Origin of the sequence: Nonomuraea sp. NPDC050394 (assembly GCF_044459065.1) — a bacterium.
Taxonomy (GTDB): Bacteria; Actinomycetota; Actinomycetes; order Streptosporangiales; family Streptosporangiaceae; genus Nonomuraea.
Genome location: NZ_JBITIO010000001.1, coordinates 1,522,930 through 1,538,809, shown reverse-complemented (window position 1 = coordinate 1,538,809; position 15,880 = coordinate 1,522,930). Strand labels below are relative to the sequence as shown.

Sequence of the window (15,880 nt, the reverse complement as noted above, 5' to 3'; positions counted from 1 at the left end):
GTCCTTGGTGTCAGCGGCAACGCGACCGCCGGCGCCGGTGGCAGGGCGAACACCGGGATCGTGGCGCCAGCTGGCGCACTGCCGGACGTTGTCCGGGCGGAACGCACCGGCCATGCGGACGCCTCCGGTGGTGGTGAGGTCGGCTGCGGGGCACGGCTCGACTGACTCGTGCCGTGGTTTCCCATCGCTTTTGCCCAGCTTGGGTCACGTGGCTGACGTTCCGCCCAGGAAGGTGACGACCTCCGTCCATGAGGGCGATCCGCCGCCAGGTTCCTCTGGGCGATGCTCAGGAGGTGATCATCATCCGCCTCCCGCACACTGGGTCACTCATTATCGGGAGTGGGCCAGAGCCACCAACCGATGCACGTCACAGCCTCAGCTCACCCCCAGCTGGCCGCGATCCCGGTCCGGGTGGTGGTGTCCAGTTCCGCCAACGCGGTGCCGAGATCAAGGTTCCAGCGGCGGACGCCGTGGTCGAGGCCTGCGGTGACAAGCCTGTTTTCGCCGTCGAACTCGACATCGCTGACCTTGCTGGGCTGAGGGTGCCGGACGGACAGGCTCCCCCAGCGGGAGCCGCGCGGAAGCTCCCAGAGCACCACGGCCTGGTCGTCGGCCGCGGCCAGGCGCCGCCCGGTGGGGGAAAAGGCGACTGCGGTGACCGCGCCCGCGTGTCCCGCCAGCCGCGCGGTCGGCTGTCCTGTGCCCAAGTCGATCAGCATGACGGCGCCGTCGGTCTCGGCTATGGCCAGCAACTTGCCGTCGGGGGAGAAGGTCAGCTCTCCGACGCCGCCGGAACTGGGGACCGTGGTGACCACGGCCCGCGTGCTTGGGTCGACGAGCAGGACACTACCGGCACCCCGTACGGCGAGCAGGGGCCGACCGCTGGGGCGGTAGGCCAGTCCGGTGCCCGGCCCATCCGTGCGGATCTCGCCACGCCGTCGGCCGGTCGAGACATCCCAAAGCAGCACGCGGCCGTCCGCGGAGGCGGAGACGAGCGTCTGCCCGTCCGGGCTGAAGGTCACGGCGACGACATCGGCCCGGTGGTCCCGCAGGACTGCCCAGCAACTCTGCCGCTCGGCGTCGCACAGCTCCACCTCCGGTCCTCTGGCGACGGCGGTGCGCCCCGTCCGCGAATGGAAAGCCACCGCGCTCGTGCGACCGACCTTCGGTCCCTGCTCCGCGAGCGTGGTCGAGGTCCCGGTGCCAAGGTTCCAGAGCAGGGCGGCGCCGTCCTCGCCGCCCGCACTGATCATCAGGCCGCGTCCCGGCCCGGTCACCTCGATTGGCGGGGAGGTGTGGCCAAGGTACGGCAGCGCGCTGCTGTGCCAGACGGTGACGGCGGCGTCCTGTCCCGCCGAGGCGATCCACTGCCCATCGCCGGTGACGGCCACGTCGTTGACCGGCCCGGTGTGTCCCCCCAGCCGGAACAGGACACCCGGGTTCCGCGTCGACCACAGGGTCGTGACCCCGCGGTGATCTCCGGTTACCAGGCGGCGGGCGTCCCTGGTCAGAGCCATGCTGCTGACTTCGCCGTCGGGGCGGCCGAGTGGGTCGTTGACGATGGAGCGCGAAACCCTGAGCGTGCCGTCCTCGCCTGTTTCGGCATATGTACCGTCGGCGGCCGAAGCCGTGGGCCAGCCCTCGTAGAGCTGGTCACGCCTGATCAGCTCGGATAGTTCCCGCGGCTCGGGCTCTCCGACCTCGCTGGTGTCCTGCCGCCAGCCCATGGTGATGTTGTCGCCCTGGCTCCTGGGCACGATTTTGACGCGTAACCCCGGCGTCGAACGGGAGGCCACGCTCCCCTTCCGCGGCTTGCCTCCGCCCAGGTCGACCACCCTGTCATCGGTGAGATGAGCCCGCACGTCACGGCCGTCACGGGTGAACACCAGTCCGAGGACCGGCCCGGCCCCGGTCGCGCGTGATCCGCCCAGGCTGCCGTCGGCGGCGTTCCAGGTGCTCAACGTGCCGTCGTGAGCGCCGGTGGCCAGGGTTCGCCCATCGGGGCTGAACACGAGCGCGCGCACGGCGCTCGCATGGGCCACGAAAGTGAACCGCACCGCCAGACCCGGCAGGTCGACCACGGTGACCCGCCCGTTGACGGTGCCATAGGCCAGGGCACGGCCATCAGGGCTGAACTCCACTGCCGAGGCGGGGCCGTCCGCGGTCACTCGCGCCGTGTGGGCGGGGGTTCCGGCGACGGTCAGGACGGCGTCGCGGGCCTCCATCGTGGCCGACGTACGGTAGGCATCGCCGGCAAGCCTCGCCGCCTGCCGTACATCGGTGGGGGCGGCTTCATACGCCTGCAGGGCGAGCTGACGGGAGATCGCCGCGCGTTCGCCGTCGCGCGCCACGACGGACTGCTGCCAGGCGATGGCCGCGCCCGTCCCGGCCATCACCAGCATCACGCTCAGCGCGGCCGCCAGAACCCGAAGTCGCCTGGTGTTCCGCTGGTTCAGGCGCTGCTCGCGTGCTCGTGCCTGCACGCTGGCCGACAGGAAGAGGGCCTCCTGCGCGTTGAGGTCTTCCTGCTCCAGCCGTTCCTCGGCGAGTGTCAGGCGGACACCTCGGTACAGCGCGCCGGCGTCGCGCGCCAGTTCGTTCCAGTGAGAGGCGGCCTGGCCGAGCTGACGGTGAGTCCTGACCCGGTCCCGGTCCTGGTCGATCCATTCACCGAAGCGAGGCCATGAGGTGATCAGCGACTCGTGCGCCAGTCGTACGGTGTCGCTGTCGACGGTCACCATCCGCGCCCGCGTCAGCCGCGCCAGCACCGTCTCGGTGTCGCCGGTGAGCTCTGCGAGGCCCGCCGGGCGCCGCGTCACCTCCCCAGCCTCGGAGTCGACGGAGACCAGCCGCAGCAGGAGCCGCCGGGCCGCGGCCGCCTGGTCCGGGCTCAGCTCGGTGTAGAGCTGCTCGGCGGTGCGCGCGATCGCGCCGCGCACGCCGCCCACCGCCTGATAGCCCTCGAACGTCAGCGCGCGGCCTTTCCGCCGCCGCCAGGTCTCCAGCAGCGCGTGCGACATCAACGGCAGTCCGCCCGGCTCCCCCAGCACCTCGTCGACCACCGCGGTGACGACTTCACGCTCCACGATCAACCCGGCCGAGGTGGCCGGCTGGACGATCGCATCCCGCAGCTCCCGTTCCCGCATCAGCGGGACCAGCAGCGTCGCAGCACGCAAGGCGTGCGCCAGCTCGGGATGTACGGCGCAGCGGCCGAAGAGGTCCGCCCGTACGGCCAGCACGGTGCGCGCCCGCCCGGCCAGGATCGCGTCAACGAAGGCCATCCGCTCACACCGGTCCTCGCACAGGGTGAAGACCTCTTCGAACTGGTCGACCACGACCAGGCCGCGCGCCGTACCCAGGAACCGTCCGTGCTCGCGCAGCGGCCGCTCGCCCGGTGAGATGATCCTGGCCTCGCACAGCTCCTTATCCGCCCGCAACGCGGCCACCAGGCCCGCCCGCAGAACCGACGACTTCCCGCTTCCCGAGGCGCCCACCAGCGCCGTGACTCGGTGGCGCCGCACCATCTCCACCAGGTCGGCCACCAGGTCATCCCGGCCGAAGAACAGCTCATGGTCACGCATCTCGTACTGCGCGATGCCCCGGTACGGGCCGTCATGTCCGCTTTCCTCGATGAGGTGCTCGGACACCTCGTGCCAGCGTCGCGTCCACTCCCGCCGATCGGCGCCACAGGCGACGGCGTAGGCCAGGGTGACCTTCAACGTCGGCAGGCTGAGCCCGGCAGCGGCCTTGGAGAGCGTGGAGATCGACAGGCCGGTCCGGGAAGCGAGGTCCCGATAGGTGATCCCTCCGGCACGCCGCAGCCGCCGGAGCTCGTCGGCGAAAGCCTGGAGGGGGCCCGCATCGGGATCCACTGGATTCTCTCGACGTCCCATCTCGGTGATCACCATAGTGACGCGCCCCCGCGACCGTCCGGAGAAGAATTGTTTTGCCTGGCGAAGAGGGCAGGCGAACAATTTCCCCGCCGCTACGAATGGAGTCGTCAACAGGCGCAACCCAGAGGAGCGAGCATGAAGAAAGCCGCCGTTCTCGGCATGACCATCGCCTTCAGCGGGCTACTCGGCCCCTCGCTGCCGGCCACGGCAGCCGAAACGTCACTCGCGACGGAGACGGTCGCATCCGCCTCCGAAGCCGGCATCGCCAAGACTCAGCGGTGGAGCATCAGCCTGTCGCCGGCTCGCGAGCGGCTGTCCCAGAAGTTCTATAAGGCCAACAGCAGCTACATCTCCGCCAACCTGCAGTACAAGCGCTACAACCACGGGTTTGGCGTGCGCGCCGTCAAATGCGGTGGCGGGGATCTGGGGCCGTGGGTGAAGATCACAAAGTACAAGATCAACTATGTCCTGACCTACGGAGTCGTCCGTAAGGGGACGTGCTTCCAGCTCAAGGCTGGCCGCTCCTGGGCGTCCAGCGTGTGGGGATACGTCAACCACTAGCCAGCATGGGCTTCGCGGCGCTCTCGCCCGTGGGTGAGGGCGCCGCGAGAGCCGAACCAAGAGCTGGCTCGTCACTCGTCGGTGGGCTGGTCGCGACCGGCCCCAGGCGACCGGCCCTGACCTGAGACCCGGGCATTCATCTGGATGTTGGTAGCGCCGTCGCCCGTGGAGATGATCCCGCTGTTGCCACCCCGGACAACCACCGACCGCTCCCCCGTCGCCGATACACCGGACCGCCCCCCGTCATTGGCCGGAGGGTCCGGCTCAGCGACGGTGGCCCGGGTCAGCCAGAACGCGACCAGCGCGCCGGCCGCGGCCACAGCCACGGCGGCACCCGTCCACCCCCAGCTCCATCCGGCATCGGTGAGCACCTGATTGCTGGCCACCGCCGTACCCACTCCGAGCGGTACCGACAACAGAAGCAAGATCCGCCTGCCCCAAGCCCGTCCACGTCCGCGCATACCGGCATCTTCGACCCCCGGCCGAGGCCGCGCAACGCGTTCACGTTTCACCCATCGCCCGGACAGTCGCGCGACCCCAGTGCCGCCGTTACGGCTGCGCGGTGAGAGGCGAAGGCGGGGCCGTCTCCTCGTGTCGTGGGTCGCCGAGGTCGTGGGCGGAGCGGGTCAGCCAGATCAGGCTCAGCGCGCCGGCGACCGCCGTGACCGTGCCGGGGACGTTGCCGACGCCTTCCAGCAACCGGTCCAGAAGCGAGGAGGTCAGCATCAGGACCAGGGAGGCGATGCCGTACGCCACAGTGGAGGTTTGCCAGCGGCTGTCATTTCGCTGCGCCCGCAGGAGCAGCACCGTCCAGAGCAGTCCCGCCACCCCGCCTATAAGGATCAGGAAGTCGCCCACGGGCATGCCGAGCCAGTCGAGCACCTCGGAGACCGCGACGCTTCCGTACGCCAAGATGCCGAAAGACCGCATATGGTCGCCATATTTCAGGCCACGCGTCAGCACCGGGTGGTACAGCCACACCACCGCCAGCATCACCGCCGCGTCGAGCAGGCTCATCCACCACGACCAGGACGTCATGAGGGGAAAGACCACCCACGACGCCGCCGCGACGTACAGCGCGATCCGTAGTCGCGCGGTGTCCCGATCCATCTCGAACGGCGGGCCCACCAGCGGCCCGCGCAGGCCCTGCCACAGCGCCCACGCCCACATCGCGCCGACCAGGCCCACGATGACCACGCTGCGCCATGTCACCGCGAGGTCTTCATCCAGTTCGGGCACCAACGTCAGCCGCAACATCGCGCTCAGATCGCCCGAGACCAGGGCGAGTGCTCCAACGATCGCCAGCGCGATGACGTAAACGCCCACGACGAGGAGGGCGAGAAGACTTAATCGGTAACGACGGGACACGTAGCACTTCCTGGGGTGAATGCGATCGAACGCCTCACCTTAGCGAGCCTTCTCCCCTCAGTCGATCAAGCGTCCCGGCGCCTCACCGGCCCCCGATGAAGTATCTGGCAGGGATGAACAGTTCGTGCCCGGTGTCGAAAAGCACCCGCACCCCGGCGGTCGTCCATTCTGTCGTCTTCACGGAGGCGGCGGACGTTTCGATGCCCACCCGGTGCCCGTAGGAGAGGCTGGGATCCCGGCCTACGACGATGTGGTGTGAGTCCCCGAGAAGGGTGCTCTCGCGTACCAGGGCCAGCAGATGCTTGGAGTCGTCGACGTACGCCACCGTGGCCGGCTGATCGCTGCGGTACACCACCTCGGACCGCGGCCAGTGCGCCACGACGGAAAGCGCCACACCCGACGCGATGCCAAGAACGACCAGCCCGAGGCCCTTCAGCCACCCGGATCGGTTCGGCCGGGCCAACGGCGGTTCCACGACTTACGGCCTCCGTAACGGTCAACAGTCGCGATCTTGTAACACGCCCTGCGCGCAGGCGACCGCTCATCGACGACCTGGGTGGTGTTCATTGTGCCGCATGCGCCGTCGCGGCTGTTCGGCCGCGCCACGCTCGGTCACCGAGATCACCGAAAGCGTCCGGCACGAGCTGTGCCGCGGCGACGAACCACAACCGGGCACCGACCGGGCCCATGGGCACTGCGCGCCATCCGGACACCGCAAGCTAGCCCGGCCCGATCGGGACCGGTCCCGTGACTGGAGTCGCCTACTCGGTGTCCTTGGGATGCCGAGGTGACGCGTAGATCACCCACACGGTACGAGTGGCGTCATCGATGACATAACGCACGCGCCCGCCGCTGGTGACCTCGAACTTCTACTTCGGCCACGCCGGGGAGTGCCTGGACCCCGTACGGGGATCAACCCGCAGCGACTCGAAACATCGCCGCGTGTTGGCCAGAGCATGGCGGCAACGCTCTTCCCAGCCCCGGACCGCGTCGCTTGTGCCGAATCGAACGTCCCACTCGTCATCCGGAGGCGGCGCCGTAACCCGATCTCCGCGCTTCGGGCTCACGCCGAACCCTGCACCGGCCCGAAGTCACCGCTCGTGGGTTTGCGAGCCTCGCTGTAGCGCAGTGGATCCGCCTTGATTCTGGCAGTGGCCTGCCAGCCCGCGATGACCTCGTGGATGGTGGCATCGACGTCAAGCTCGGCGGCGTCGGAGAGTGCCCGGACCAGTTCCAGCGTGAACGCCCGCAACTCGGCCGAAGACAGATGGCGAACCCAGGGGAAGACGTCCGGCATGGCGATGACCAGCGCATGCGCGGTGGGATCATGCTTGATCAACGCAAGCAACAGCCGGGACGCCGTGGCCATCGTCCGTTCGCGATCCTCTTCGCGCTCAGCCACGGTCAGATAGAAGTCAGGAGCATCTCGATGGGTGACACGCACCCGTCCAAGGCGCGCCGCACGCTCGGCGACCGCTCGCGGGTTTCTCGACAGATCGGAAAAAGTCACTGCGCCGACACGGTCAGCGCTCATTCCCGCGGTGTACGTCAGAACACGTTCTGAGTCAGAGGGCCGGAAATGTTGCGCCAAGTGAGCTTCCCCCTGTTCTCCGGACACTTCGGCTCCCTGAGGTTCGCCCTCTTGCCGCACAGGCACATCAGTTGCGAGTGAGGCCAGGGCCCATTCCTGCTCCCGGCTGGGGACATGGTCCCGTGCGATCCTTGGGGGCCCACGGCCGTCCGAGACGATTGCCGCACGGTCAGTGACCGAGCGTCTGGGCTGTGGCCTCGGGCTGTTGCCACACGTCGCGTCCGTTGCTCCACGGCTCAGAAGCGTGGTACGCGAACCGGTCGAACAGACCGTCGTCCTGATACCGGCGCAGGTGCACATCGGCGAGTCGTGCCCGACGAGCTTGGCCAGATGGGGCGTGACGAGCATCTCCGCGTCGAACCGGAAAACGCTCATGGCGATGTGCTCGTCACCGTAACGGGCCTCGGCTCCCGGGACGTCGCGTAGCTGCTCGATCTCCGACAGCGTGATGCGGATGCGCGTGGAAACGGTCAGTGGGACGTTCTCCACATCCTCCCGGCGGCGGGTGACATCGCTCTCCGGGTCGCCGACGAGGAACCGCACCTTGCAGCCCTGCTGCGCCTTTCGCGTGAGAACCTTGGCCAGGTTGGGGTGTTCCAGCCACAAGAAGTAATTCGTGTAGCCAGCGAACACGATCTCGTTGCGCGCCGCGTTGATGAGGTTGCGCCAGATAGATTTCGGGCAGGCGGAACGATACGGATAAACGGTCAGCACTTCTCGGTCCGGCCCCGTTTTTACCGTATTGCGGATTGCGTCTGGCCATAACACGGCTGTCTCAACTCCAAGTGCCTCTGCTGCGGACCACTGGTGCAGCAGATGCGGTATACGAGTCTCGTCCTGACCAGCGTTCTACCGTCTTGACGTCCGCCCCACACCGATCAGCCTGAGTGTTAAGCATGGCGCGACGTAGGGCGACGTTGGCCACGGTACCCCTCGGAGGACTGAGGACGTCAGGGACGTTTTGAGCGTAACGCCGTAACGTCCTGGACGTCTCGACAACGCGGTGGGTTCGTCACTCGCGAGTAAGCACGCTGATCCCATGTCAACGCCGGTTATTCTCGAAGGCCTCCAAGCGGCATTTCCCGGCTGGTTGCATGTGGCGCAGTTCAGCAGGCCGTTTATGGGCAACACGCAACGGACCGGCCTTTACCAGACCCTCGATGCGGACGACGTACCCCAGCTCGCCCAACAGTTGAGGACACAAGAAGCTGCGGATCAGGCGCTCTCCTCACGACTCCGCGCCACGCATCCACCGTCAGAGGCGATGGTGGATGACTAGGCATGGGTGTGAGCTTGCGCGAGCTGATCCGCGCGTACCCCGGTTGGGCGATCTCAGACGCTGCCGGCGGGGGCTGGTACGCGGTCCGCACAGTCACGGTCCCCGCACACGGCGGGCTCTCCAACGTCCGGTGCGGAGCCACGCTGGATGAACTGCGCGAGCATCTGGAGGCGGAGTCCCGAGGACACGCTTCCCGGCTGCCGGGAGCGGCCTGAAAGAAGGAACTCTCTGAGTCGTCAAGGACGCCCAGCCGGCCCATACCCCAACCGGCAGGGGATGCGGCCTCAAGAAGGCAGTCCGACCGAATACAAACTTCCCAGATCCATCGATGGCCCCGTCTCGGAACCCATGTCCGGGATGTCCGCTCAGAAAGGCGGTGTCAACCGGATCGCATCCGTCGCGGGGCACACTGCGGGCCTACCTCAGGCAAGGAGTGCGTTCATGCGAATCCCCCTCAGCTCGATCGCCGTACTCGCCCTCGCGTGCGCCGCCTGCACATCCCCCGGTACGGCAGGCCCGTCAGCACCGGCGCCCGCCACGACCATCACGTCACCGTCCAGCCCCAGCCAGGCTCCCCCGACACCATCACCTGAACTCCCGCAACCGTCAGCCGCGAGAGCGAAGATCCCCAATGTCGTCGGCATGAACCTCCAAGCCGCCCAGGACACCATGCAGGCCGCCGGCTTCTACTTCCTCGACGACCAGGACGCCACCGGGCAGGACCGGCTTCAGATCTACGACCGCAACTGGGTCGTCACCAGGCAGACACCTGCCGCGGGCCGCAAGGCAGACCCGGCCACCCGCATCACCCTGTGGGCCAAGAAGCACGGCGAATAGCCACAAGCGATGGACGCCATTGGCCGATTCGGTCCATGGCGTGCGGAGTCCGGAAGCTCTGAAGACGGCATCCCATCAGGGCCGGCGCCACCCACGGGCACGAGCACCGCTCAGACCCACCGCCTCCAGACTCAGCCTCCGGGCACCGAGAGGACGGCATCACCCCAGAGCACCAAAGACCCAGAACACATTGCCCGGCCAAACCGGTTCCCGGCCAAGGACACCCAACCGGCCCACACCCCAACCAGCACGGGTGGGCAGGAGCTGGCCTGCCACCCAGCTGGGCAAGGGGTGGGCCCCAAGAAAGGCGCCCGGAGCGAAGCGGAGGCCCGACAGGGGTCGAGCTTCAGCTCGACCGGAGAAACGCCTGAGCCCCAAGAGCGCGAAGCGCGCCCAAGGCGATGACCTTGCTTTTAGGCGGCAGCCATCTTGCGGAGTCGGGCCAACGCGTCCCTTTCGATGCGCCGGGCCCGGTCCCGGCCGATCCCGTACCGCTCTCCGACCTCGGTCAGCGTGTGTTCGCGCCCGTCCACCAGCCCGTACCGCCACCGCAGCATCTCGGAGGTGTCGCCCTCCAGGTCGGTCAGCCACTGGTCGAGCCGCTCACGCTCAAGGATCTCGATCGCCTGCTGCTCGGGGTCCGCCCACGTCTCGTCCGCGATCATGTCGCCAAGCTCGGTCTCGTCCTCGTCACCGACGCCAAGCTGCAGCGACACGGGGTCGGACGCCCACCGGCGCAGTTCGCGAACCCGCTCGATGGGCAGTTCGAGGACCTGAGCGAGGTCGTCATCAGTGGGCTCAGTGTCGAACTCGGCCAGCATGTCGCGCCGTACCCGCATCAGCCGGGTCATCTGCTCACCGGCGTGCGTGGGCAGCCGTACGGGGCGAGCCTGTTCGTGGATGGCTCGTCCGACCGACTGCCTGATCCACCACGTGGCGTACGTCGAGAACTTGTACCCCCGCTGGTAGTCGAACTTCTCCACCGCTCGCACCAGTCCCAGGTTCCCCTCCTGGACCAGGTCGATCAGCGGCATCCCCCGCCCGGAGTACTTCCGGGCAACCGCCACGACCAGCCGGAGGTTGGCCTGGATGAACTCGTCCTTCGCCCGCTGTCCCGATATCGCCAGCCGTTCGAGCTCCTCGTCGGCGACGTCCCCGATGCGGGGCTCCGAGCCGCCGCTGTCGAGCAGTTGCTCGGCGAAAAGCCCCGCTTCGATCCGCTTGGCGAGCTCGACCTCCTCTTCGGCGGTGAGCAGCGGGACCCGGCCTATCTCCGCCAGATAGGTTCCGAGCAGGTCGCGTTCTGCGACCTCCTGCGTGCGACTCCCCGTAGGCCTTGCCATCCCCAGGCACCTCGTTCCCGCAGCTGCGTTCTATACCCGGCCAACGTGTGGTCCGAAGCAAAGATTCCCTAAACAGGTACGCCGCTGGGATGGTTCTGGTTGTCCTCCTTCAGGAGGAGACGGCCGCTACCAAGGGTACGCCTGGGCGGTATGCGAGGTGCACATACGAGGGCGCGTCGAGGGTCACGTAGTCCGCGCGCGACCCCGGCCGCAGCACGCCGACGTCCTCCCGCCGGAGCGCGCGGGCGCCGCCGTACGTGGCCGCCCTGATGGCTTCCAGCGGCGTCATCCTCATCTCCCGTACGGCCAGCGCGATGCAGAACGGCATCGAGGAGGTGAACGACGAGCCGGGGTTGCAGTCGGTCGCGATGGCCACGGTGGCTCCGGCGTCGATGAGCCGCCGCGCGTCCGGGTACGGCGAGCGCGTCGAGAACTCCGCCCCCGGCAGCAGCGTGGCCACGGTCCCGGACGAGGCCAGCGCGTCCACGTCCGCGTCCGACAGGTGCGTGCAGTGGTCGGCGGAGGCCGCCCCGAGCTCGACGGCGATCCGCACGCCCGGCCCCTCGGTGAGCTGGTTGGCGTGGACCCTCGGCAGCAGCCCGGCCTTGATGCCCGCGGTGAGGATCTCCCGCGTCTGGTCGCCGTCGAACGCGCCGCGCTCGCAGAAGACGTCCACCCATTTCGCGTACGGCGCGCAGGCCGCCAGCATCTCCCCTGCCACGAGCCGCACGTAGTCGTCGGCGTCCACCCCGGCGGGCACCACGTGGGCGCCCAGATAGGTGGTCTCGTCGACGAGCCCGGAGGCGATCTCCAGCGAGCGCCGCTCGTCCTCGACGCTGAGCCCGTAGCCGCTCTTGATCTCGACGGTCGTGGTGCCCTGGCGCCGCATCTCGCCGAGGAGCGCGGCGGCGTGCGTGGCCAGTTCGGCGTCACTGGCGGCGCGCGTGGCGGCGACGGTGGTGCGGATGCCACCGGCCGTGTACGGCTGGCCGGACATGCGCGCGTCGAACTCGGCGGTACGGTCACCGGCGAAGACCAGGTGGGCGTGGCTGTCCACGAAGCCGGGGATGACGCAGCGCCCGGCGGCGTCCTCGCGTTCGTCGGCCTCCGGCGCCTCGGCCGCGGGGCCGGTCCAGACGACGCGGCCGTCCTCGACGACCATGGCGGCGTCCGCGATCTCCTCTCGGGCGGGGTCGCCCGTGTAGAGGAGGCCGATGCCGTCGATCAGTTTCGCGCTCACCGCAGGGCTCCAATCGCCTCGGCCAACATCTGACCGACATTTCCGGAAATGTGGTGGCCGTCGGCCACGATCTGGCGGCCCGAGGAGACCACCGAGTACACGTCTGCCGCCGTCGCGGCGAAGACCACCGCTTCGGCTCCCGTGGCGCCGGCCGTACGGACGGAGTCGAGGCGGACCGTGACGAGGTCGGCCCACGCGCCCTCGGCCAGCACCCCCGCGTCAGGGAAGCCCAGCGAGGCGTGGCCGGCGACCGTCGCGGCCGACAGGAGCTCGGCGGCGCGCCAGTGACCGCGCTTCTCGCTGGCCAGGCGCTCGTCGAGTTCGACCGCCCGCGCCTCCTCGAACAGGTCGATCACCGCGTGGCTGTCGGAGCCGAGGGTGATCGGCGCGCCCTTGTCGAAGAGCGTCCTGGCCGGGCCGATGCCGTCGGCCAGGTCGCGTTCGGTGGTCGGGCACATGCAGACGTGCGTGCGCGAGCCGCCGAGCAGTTCGACGTCGGCGTCGGTGAGGTGGGTGGCGTGCACGGCGGTCGAGCGCGGGCCCAGCGCGCCGTGCTCGTGCAGGACCTGCACCGGCGTGGCCGCGTACCTCTCGACGCAGGCGGCGTTCTCGGCCCGCTGCTCGGAGACGTGGGCGTGCAGCGGCGCGGCGTGCTGGTGGGCGAACTCCGCGACCAGCGGCATCTGCTCGGGTGGCACCGCGCGCACCGAGTGGATCGCGGCCCCGGCCACCACACCGGACTGGCCGGCGTAGTGCGCGGCCAGGTCCTCGGCCCGCCTGGCCCACCGTTCGGCGTCGCCGTCGCCGAAGCGGACCTGCGCGCCGGCCAGCGGCGTGCCGATGCCGCCGGTCAGGTAGCAGGTGTCGAGCAGCGCGATGCGCAGCCCGGCCTCGCGGGCGGCCGTCACGAGCGCGTGTCCCATGGCGTTGGGGTCGGCGTAGGGACGCCCGCCGGGGGCGTGGTGCAGGTAGTGGAACTCGCCGACGCAGGTGATCCCGGCCATCGCCATCTCGGCGTAGACGGCGCGCGCGAGGGTCAGGTAGGAGTCGGGGTCGAGCCGGGCGGCGATCTCGTACATCTGGTCGCGCCAGGTCCAGAAGTCGCCCCTGCCGGTCTGGGTGGCGCCGCGCAGCGCCCGGTGGAAGGCGTGGGAGTGGGCGTTGGCCAGCCCCGGCACCGTGATCCCCGGCAGCCGCCGCGCGCCGGGCGGCGGCGGGCCCTGGGTGACCGCCGCGACGCGCTCGCCCTCGACCTCGACGATCACACTCTCCGCGGCGCCCGTGGGCAGCCACGCCTGCTCGCACCAGTAGGTCATCGGCACAGGTCCTCCAGGACATGGGCGAGCGCCTCGACCCCGGCCGCGCAGTCGGCCTCCTCGGCGTGCTCGGCGGGCGAGTGGGAGATGCCGGTCGGGTTGCGCACGAACAGCATCGCCGACGGCACCCCGGCCGAGGCGAGGATGCCCGCGTCGTGCCCGGCCCCGGTCGCCAGGACCGGCACGTCTCCGGCCGCCGCGGCCACGCGATCCCGCAGGGTCTCGTCGAAGTCGACCACCGGCGTCCAGGACTCCTCGCTGACCTGCTCGCCCGCGCTCAGTTCCGCCACCAGCGCCCGTACCGCGCGCTCCCAGGCGCCCCTGGCGTCCAGCCACGCCGAGACCTGTCCGGGGATGGCGTTGGCGTTGTTCGGCGAGACGCGCACCTTCCCGAACGTCGCGACCACGCCGTAGCGGCCGGCCGCCTCACGGGCGGCCAGCACCTTGGCCGCGTAGGCGAGCATCGGGTCGTCGCGATCCTCCAGGCGCGTGGTGCCCGCGTGGTTGGCCTGGCCGCGGAAGTCGAAGCGCCAGCGTCCGTGCGGCCAGATCGCGCTGGCCACGCCGACCGGCCGGCCGCGGTCGACCAGCCCTCTGCCCTGCTCGACGTGCAGCTCGACGAAGACGCCGACGTGCCCGAGCGTCTCCTCGTCCTTCCCCAGCCCGTACGGCTTGCGCCCCGCCGCCGCCAGCACCTCGGCCAGCGTGCGCCCGTCGTCGTCGGCCAGCCCTCTGGCCCGGTCGGGATCGAGGACACCGGTCAGCAGGCGCGAGCCCATGCACGGCACCCCGAACCTGGCGCCCTCCTCGTCGGTGAAGCAGGCGATGCCGAGCGGCCGGCCCGGCTGGAATCCCCGCTCCCTGACCAGGTCGAGCGCCTGGAAGGCCGACACGACTCCGAGGGGGCCGTCGTAGGCGCCGCCCTGCCGTACCGAGTCGAGGTGGCTGCCCGTGACCACGCCCGGCGTCACCGACGGGTCGCCCCACCACGCCCAGAGGTTGCCGTTGCGGTCCTCGCGCAGATCGAGGCCGCGCCGGCCCGCCTCCCCGGCGAACCATTCCCGCAGCTCCAGGTCCGCGGCCGACCAGGCATCCCGGACATAGCCGTTGGTCGCGGGATCCCGCCCGATGTGCGCAAGTTCTCCAAGCATGGGGTCACTCTAGTGAATGAATCCATTCATGTGACAGGGCCGCTCCGGGGACGGAGGGTGAGATCGGTCAGGTGGGCGTCGGCGCCCGCGGTGACGGCGCCGAGAACCGCCCCGGCCACGGTCTCCGCGGCCAGGTACTTGGCCGGCTCGAACGCGCCGCCCTCCTGCTCACGCACCGAACGTTGCATGTCGGTGGCCACACGGCCGGGGTAGAGGCTGGTGACGCGGAGCGCGGGCTCCTCCTGGCGCAGGGCGTCGGCGAAGGCGCGCAGCGCGAACTTGCTGGCGGCGTAGGAGGCCCAGCCCGGGTTGGCACGCTGGCCGGCACCGGAGTTGACGCACACGACGTGGCCTTCGGCGGCGCGCAGGGCGGGCAACAGCAGCCGGGTCAGCTCGGCGACGGCCACCACGTTGATCTCGTAGGTGTCGCGCCAGACGCTCGCGGGGGTGTCGGCGATGCGGGACAGCTCCGCCACGCCCGCGCTGTGCACGAGCACGTCCAGGCGCTCGACGTCCGGCAGGTCCGCGGCCCGCAGGCCGGTCAGCTCCACCGGCCACACCCGGGCGCCGGGAAGGTCCGCGGCCACCTCGGCCAGTGCCTTCTCGTCGCGTCCGCCGAGGATCAGTCGGTGGGTCGGCGCCAAGGCCCGCGCGACGGCCGCGCCCACCCCGCGAGAAGCCCCCGTCACCAGCGCGATCGGTCGTTCACTCATGCCGTCACCCTAGCCACCCTTGACACGCACTCAAATTTGAACTCAAACTTGAGCATGTCTTCGACGCGTGTACTCATCCTCGGCACCCTGCTCGACGGCCCGCTCAACGGCTACCAGGTCAGGAGGCAGCTGGAGATGATGGGCGCAGACTTCTGGGCCAACGTGGCCTACGGGTCGATCTACCACGGTCTGTCGAAGATGGCCGACGAAGGACTGCTGGACGTCGTGGAGAGCGGCAAGGGCGGCAAGACCGTCTACGCGCTCAGCGACGACGGCCGCTACCAGTTCTTCCATCTGCTCATGACGTTCTGGAACGAGATCAAGCCGATCGTCGACCCGTTCCAGGTCGCGATGACGTTCATGGACCGGCTCGGCAAGCCCGAGCTGCTCGGCGCGCTGCGCGGCAGGAAGGAGCAGCTCACGATGGCGATCGCGATGACCGAGCGGGCCCTCGGCGCCAAGCGGGGCGCGGGCGCGCCCCGGCACATCGACGAGAACCTCAAGCTCAACATCGGCATGCTCAAGGCCCAGCTCGCCTGGTGCGAGGAAGCCGTGAAAAAGGTGGAAGCCGACGAGCTTCCCTGAGGA

Annotated in this window: 14 protein-coding genes; 4 read left to right on the top strand and 10 right to left on the bottom strand. The window is 69.4% G+C overall.

The genetic code is table 11. The annotated features are described in order from the left end of the window. Nucleotides 1-380: 380 nt before the first annotated feature. A complete protein-coding gene (locus ACIBKY_RS07485; RefSeq protein WP_397095178.1) occupies nt 381-3,872 on the bottom strand; it encodes a helix-turn-helix domain-containing protein in 3,492 nt (1,163 codons plus the stop codon). Between the two features lie 156 nt (nt 3,873-4,028). Between ACIBKY_RS07485 and ACIBKY_RS07480 the strand changes: the two genes are divergently transcribed. Continuing rightward, the gene (locus tag ACIBKY_RS07480) at nt 4,029-4,454 is read left to right on the top strand and encodes a hypothetical protein (protein ID WP_397095177.1); all 426 of its coding nucleotides are present in this window, start codon (nt 4,029-4,031) and stop codon (nt 4,452-4,454) included. Between the two features lie 71 nt (nt 4,455-4,525). On the opposite strand, the gene ACIBKY_RS07475 is transcribed toward ACIBKY_RS07480, so the two are convergent. The 4 genes from ACIBKY_RS07475 to ACIBKY_RS07460 all read right to left on the bottom strand — a co-directional run bounded on the left by ACIBKY_RS07475 (nt 4,526) and on the right by ACIBKY_RS07460 (nt 8,127). Beyond that, a complete protein-coding gene (locus ACIBKY_RS07475) occupies nt 4,526-4,840 on the bottom strand; it encodes a hypothetical protein (RefSeq protein ID WP_397095176.1) in 315 nt (104 codons plus the stop codon). Nucleotides 4,841-5,003: 163 nt separating this feature from the next. Next, a complete protein-coding gene (locus ACIBKY_RS07470) occupies nt 5,004-5,822 on the bottom strand; it encodes a hypothetical protein (RefSeq protein ID WP_397095175.1) in 819 nt (272 codons plus the stop codon). A gap of 82 nt (nt 5,823-5,904) precedes the next feature. Beyond that, nucleotides 5,905-6,297, bottom strand: a complete 393-nt coding sequence (locus tag ACIBKY_RS07465; RefSeq protein WP_397095173.1) for a hypothetical protein — start codon at nt 6,295-6,297, stop codon at nt 5,905-5,907. A gap of 588 nt (nt 6,298-6,885) precedes the next feature. Beyond that, entirely contained in the window at nt 6,886-8,127 is a 1,242-nt protein-coding gene (locus tag ACIBKY_RS07460; RefSeq protein WP_397095171.1) for a hypothetical protein, read from the bottom strand. A 325-nt stretch (nt 8,128-8,452) separates the two neighbouring features. Here ACIBKY_RS07460 and ACIBKY_RS07455 point away from each other — a divergent pair, with 325 nt between their 5' ends. Continuing rightward, the gene (locus ACIBKY_RS07455; RefSeq protein ID WP_397095170.1) at nt 8,453-8,692 is read left to right on the top strand and encodes a hypothetical protein; all 240 of its coding nucleotides are present in this window, start codon (nt 8,453-8,455) and stop codon (nt 8,690-8,692) included. Nucleotides 8,693-9,235: 543 nt separating this feature from the next. Next, nucleotides 9,236-9,529 carry a PASTA domain-containing protein gene (locus tag ACIBKY_RS07450; RefSeq protein WP_397095474.1) on the top strand — a complete coding sequence of 98 codons (294 nt, stop codon included), beginning with the start codon at nt 9,236-9,238 and terminating at the stop codon, nt 9,527-9,529. 413 nt (nt 9,530-9,942) lie between these two features. Here the strand turns inward: ACIBKY_RS07450 and ACIBKY_RS07445 are convergent, their stop codons facing one another. The 5 genes from ACIBKY_RS07445 to ACIBKY_RS07425 all read right to left on the bottom strand — a co-directional run bounded on the left by ACIBKY_RS07445 (nt 9,943) and on the right by ACIBKY_RS07425 (nt 15,292). After that, nucleotides 9,943-10,872, bottom strand: a complete 930-nt coding sequence (locus ACIBKY_RS07445) for an RNA polymerase sigma factor RpoD/SigA (protein WP_379609264.1) — start codon at nt 10,870-10,872, stop codon at nt 9,943-9,945. Between the two features lie 109 nt (nt 10,873-10,981). Next, nucleotides 10,982-12,112 (bottom strand): imidazolonepropionase, encoded by a 1,131-nt coding sequence (gene hutI / locus ACIBKY_RS07440; protein ID WP_397095168.1) that lies wholly within the window; start codon nt 12,110-12,112, stop codon nt 10,982-10,984. Then, nucleotides 12,109-13,428: a formimidoylglutamate deiminase gene (locus ACIBKY_RS07435; RefSeq protein ID WP_397095166.1), complete on the bottom strand. Its 1,320-nt coding sequence runs from the start codon at nt 13,426-13,428 to the stop codon at nt 12,109-12,111. Before ACIBKY_RS07435 ends, hutI begins: the two co-directional genes overlap by 4 nt. Further along, on the bottom strand, nt 13,425-14,579 hold the full coding sequence (locus ACIBKY_RS07430; RefSeq protein ID WP_397095165.1) for an allantoate amidohydrolase: 1,155 nt from the start codon (nt 14,577-14,579) through the stop codon (nt 13,425-13,427). The genes ACIBKY_RS07435 and ACIBKY_RS07430 overlap by 4 nt, the downstream gene beginning before the upstream one ends. Nucleotides 14,580-14,605: 26 nt before the next feature. Further along, on the bottom strand, nt 14,606-15,292 hold the full coding sequence (locus ACIBKY_RS07425) for an SDR family oxidoreductase (protein WP_397095164.1): 687 nt from the start codon (nt 15,290-15,292) through the stop codon (nt 14,606-14,608). A 54-nt stretch (nt 15,293-15,346) separates the two neighbouring features. On the opposite strand from ACIBKY_RS07425, the gene ACIBKY_RS07420 reads away from it, so the two are divergent. Next, entirely contained in the window at nt 15,347-15,877 is a 531-nt protein-coding gene (locus tag ACIBKY_RS07420) for a PadR family transcriptional regulator (RefSeq protein WP_397095163.1), read from the top strand. Nucleotides 15,878-15,880: the final 3 nt, after the last annotated feature.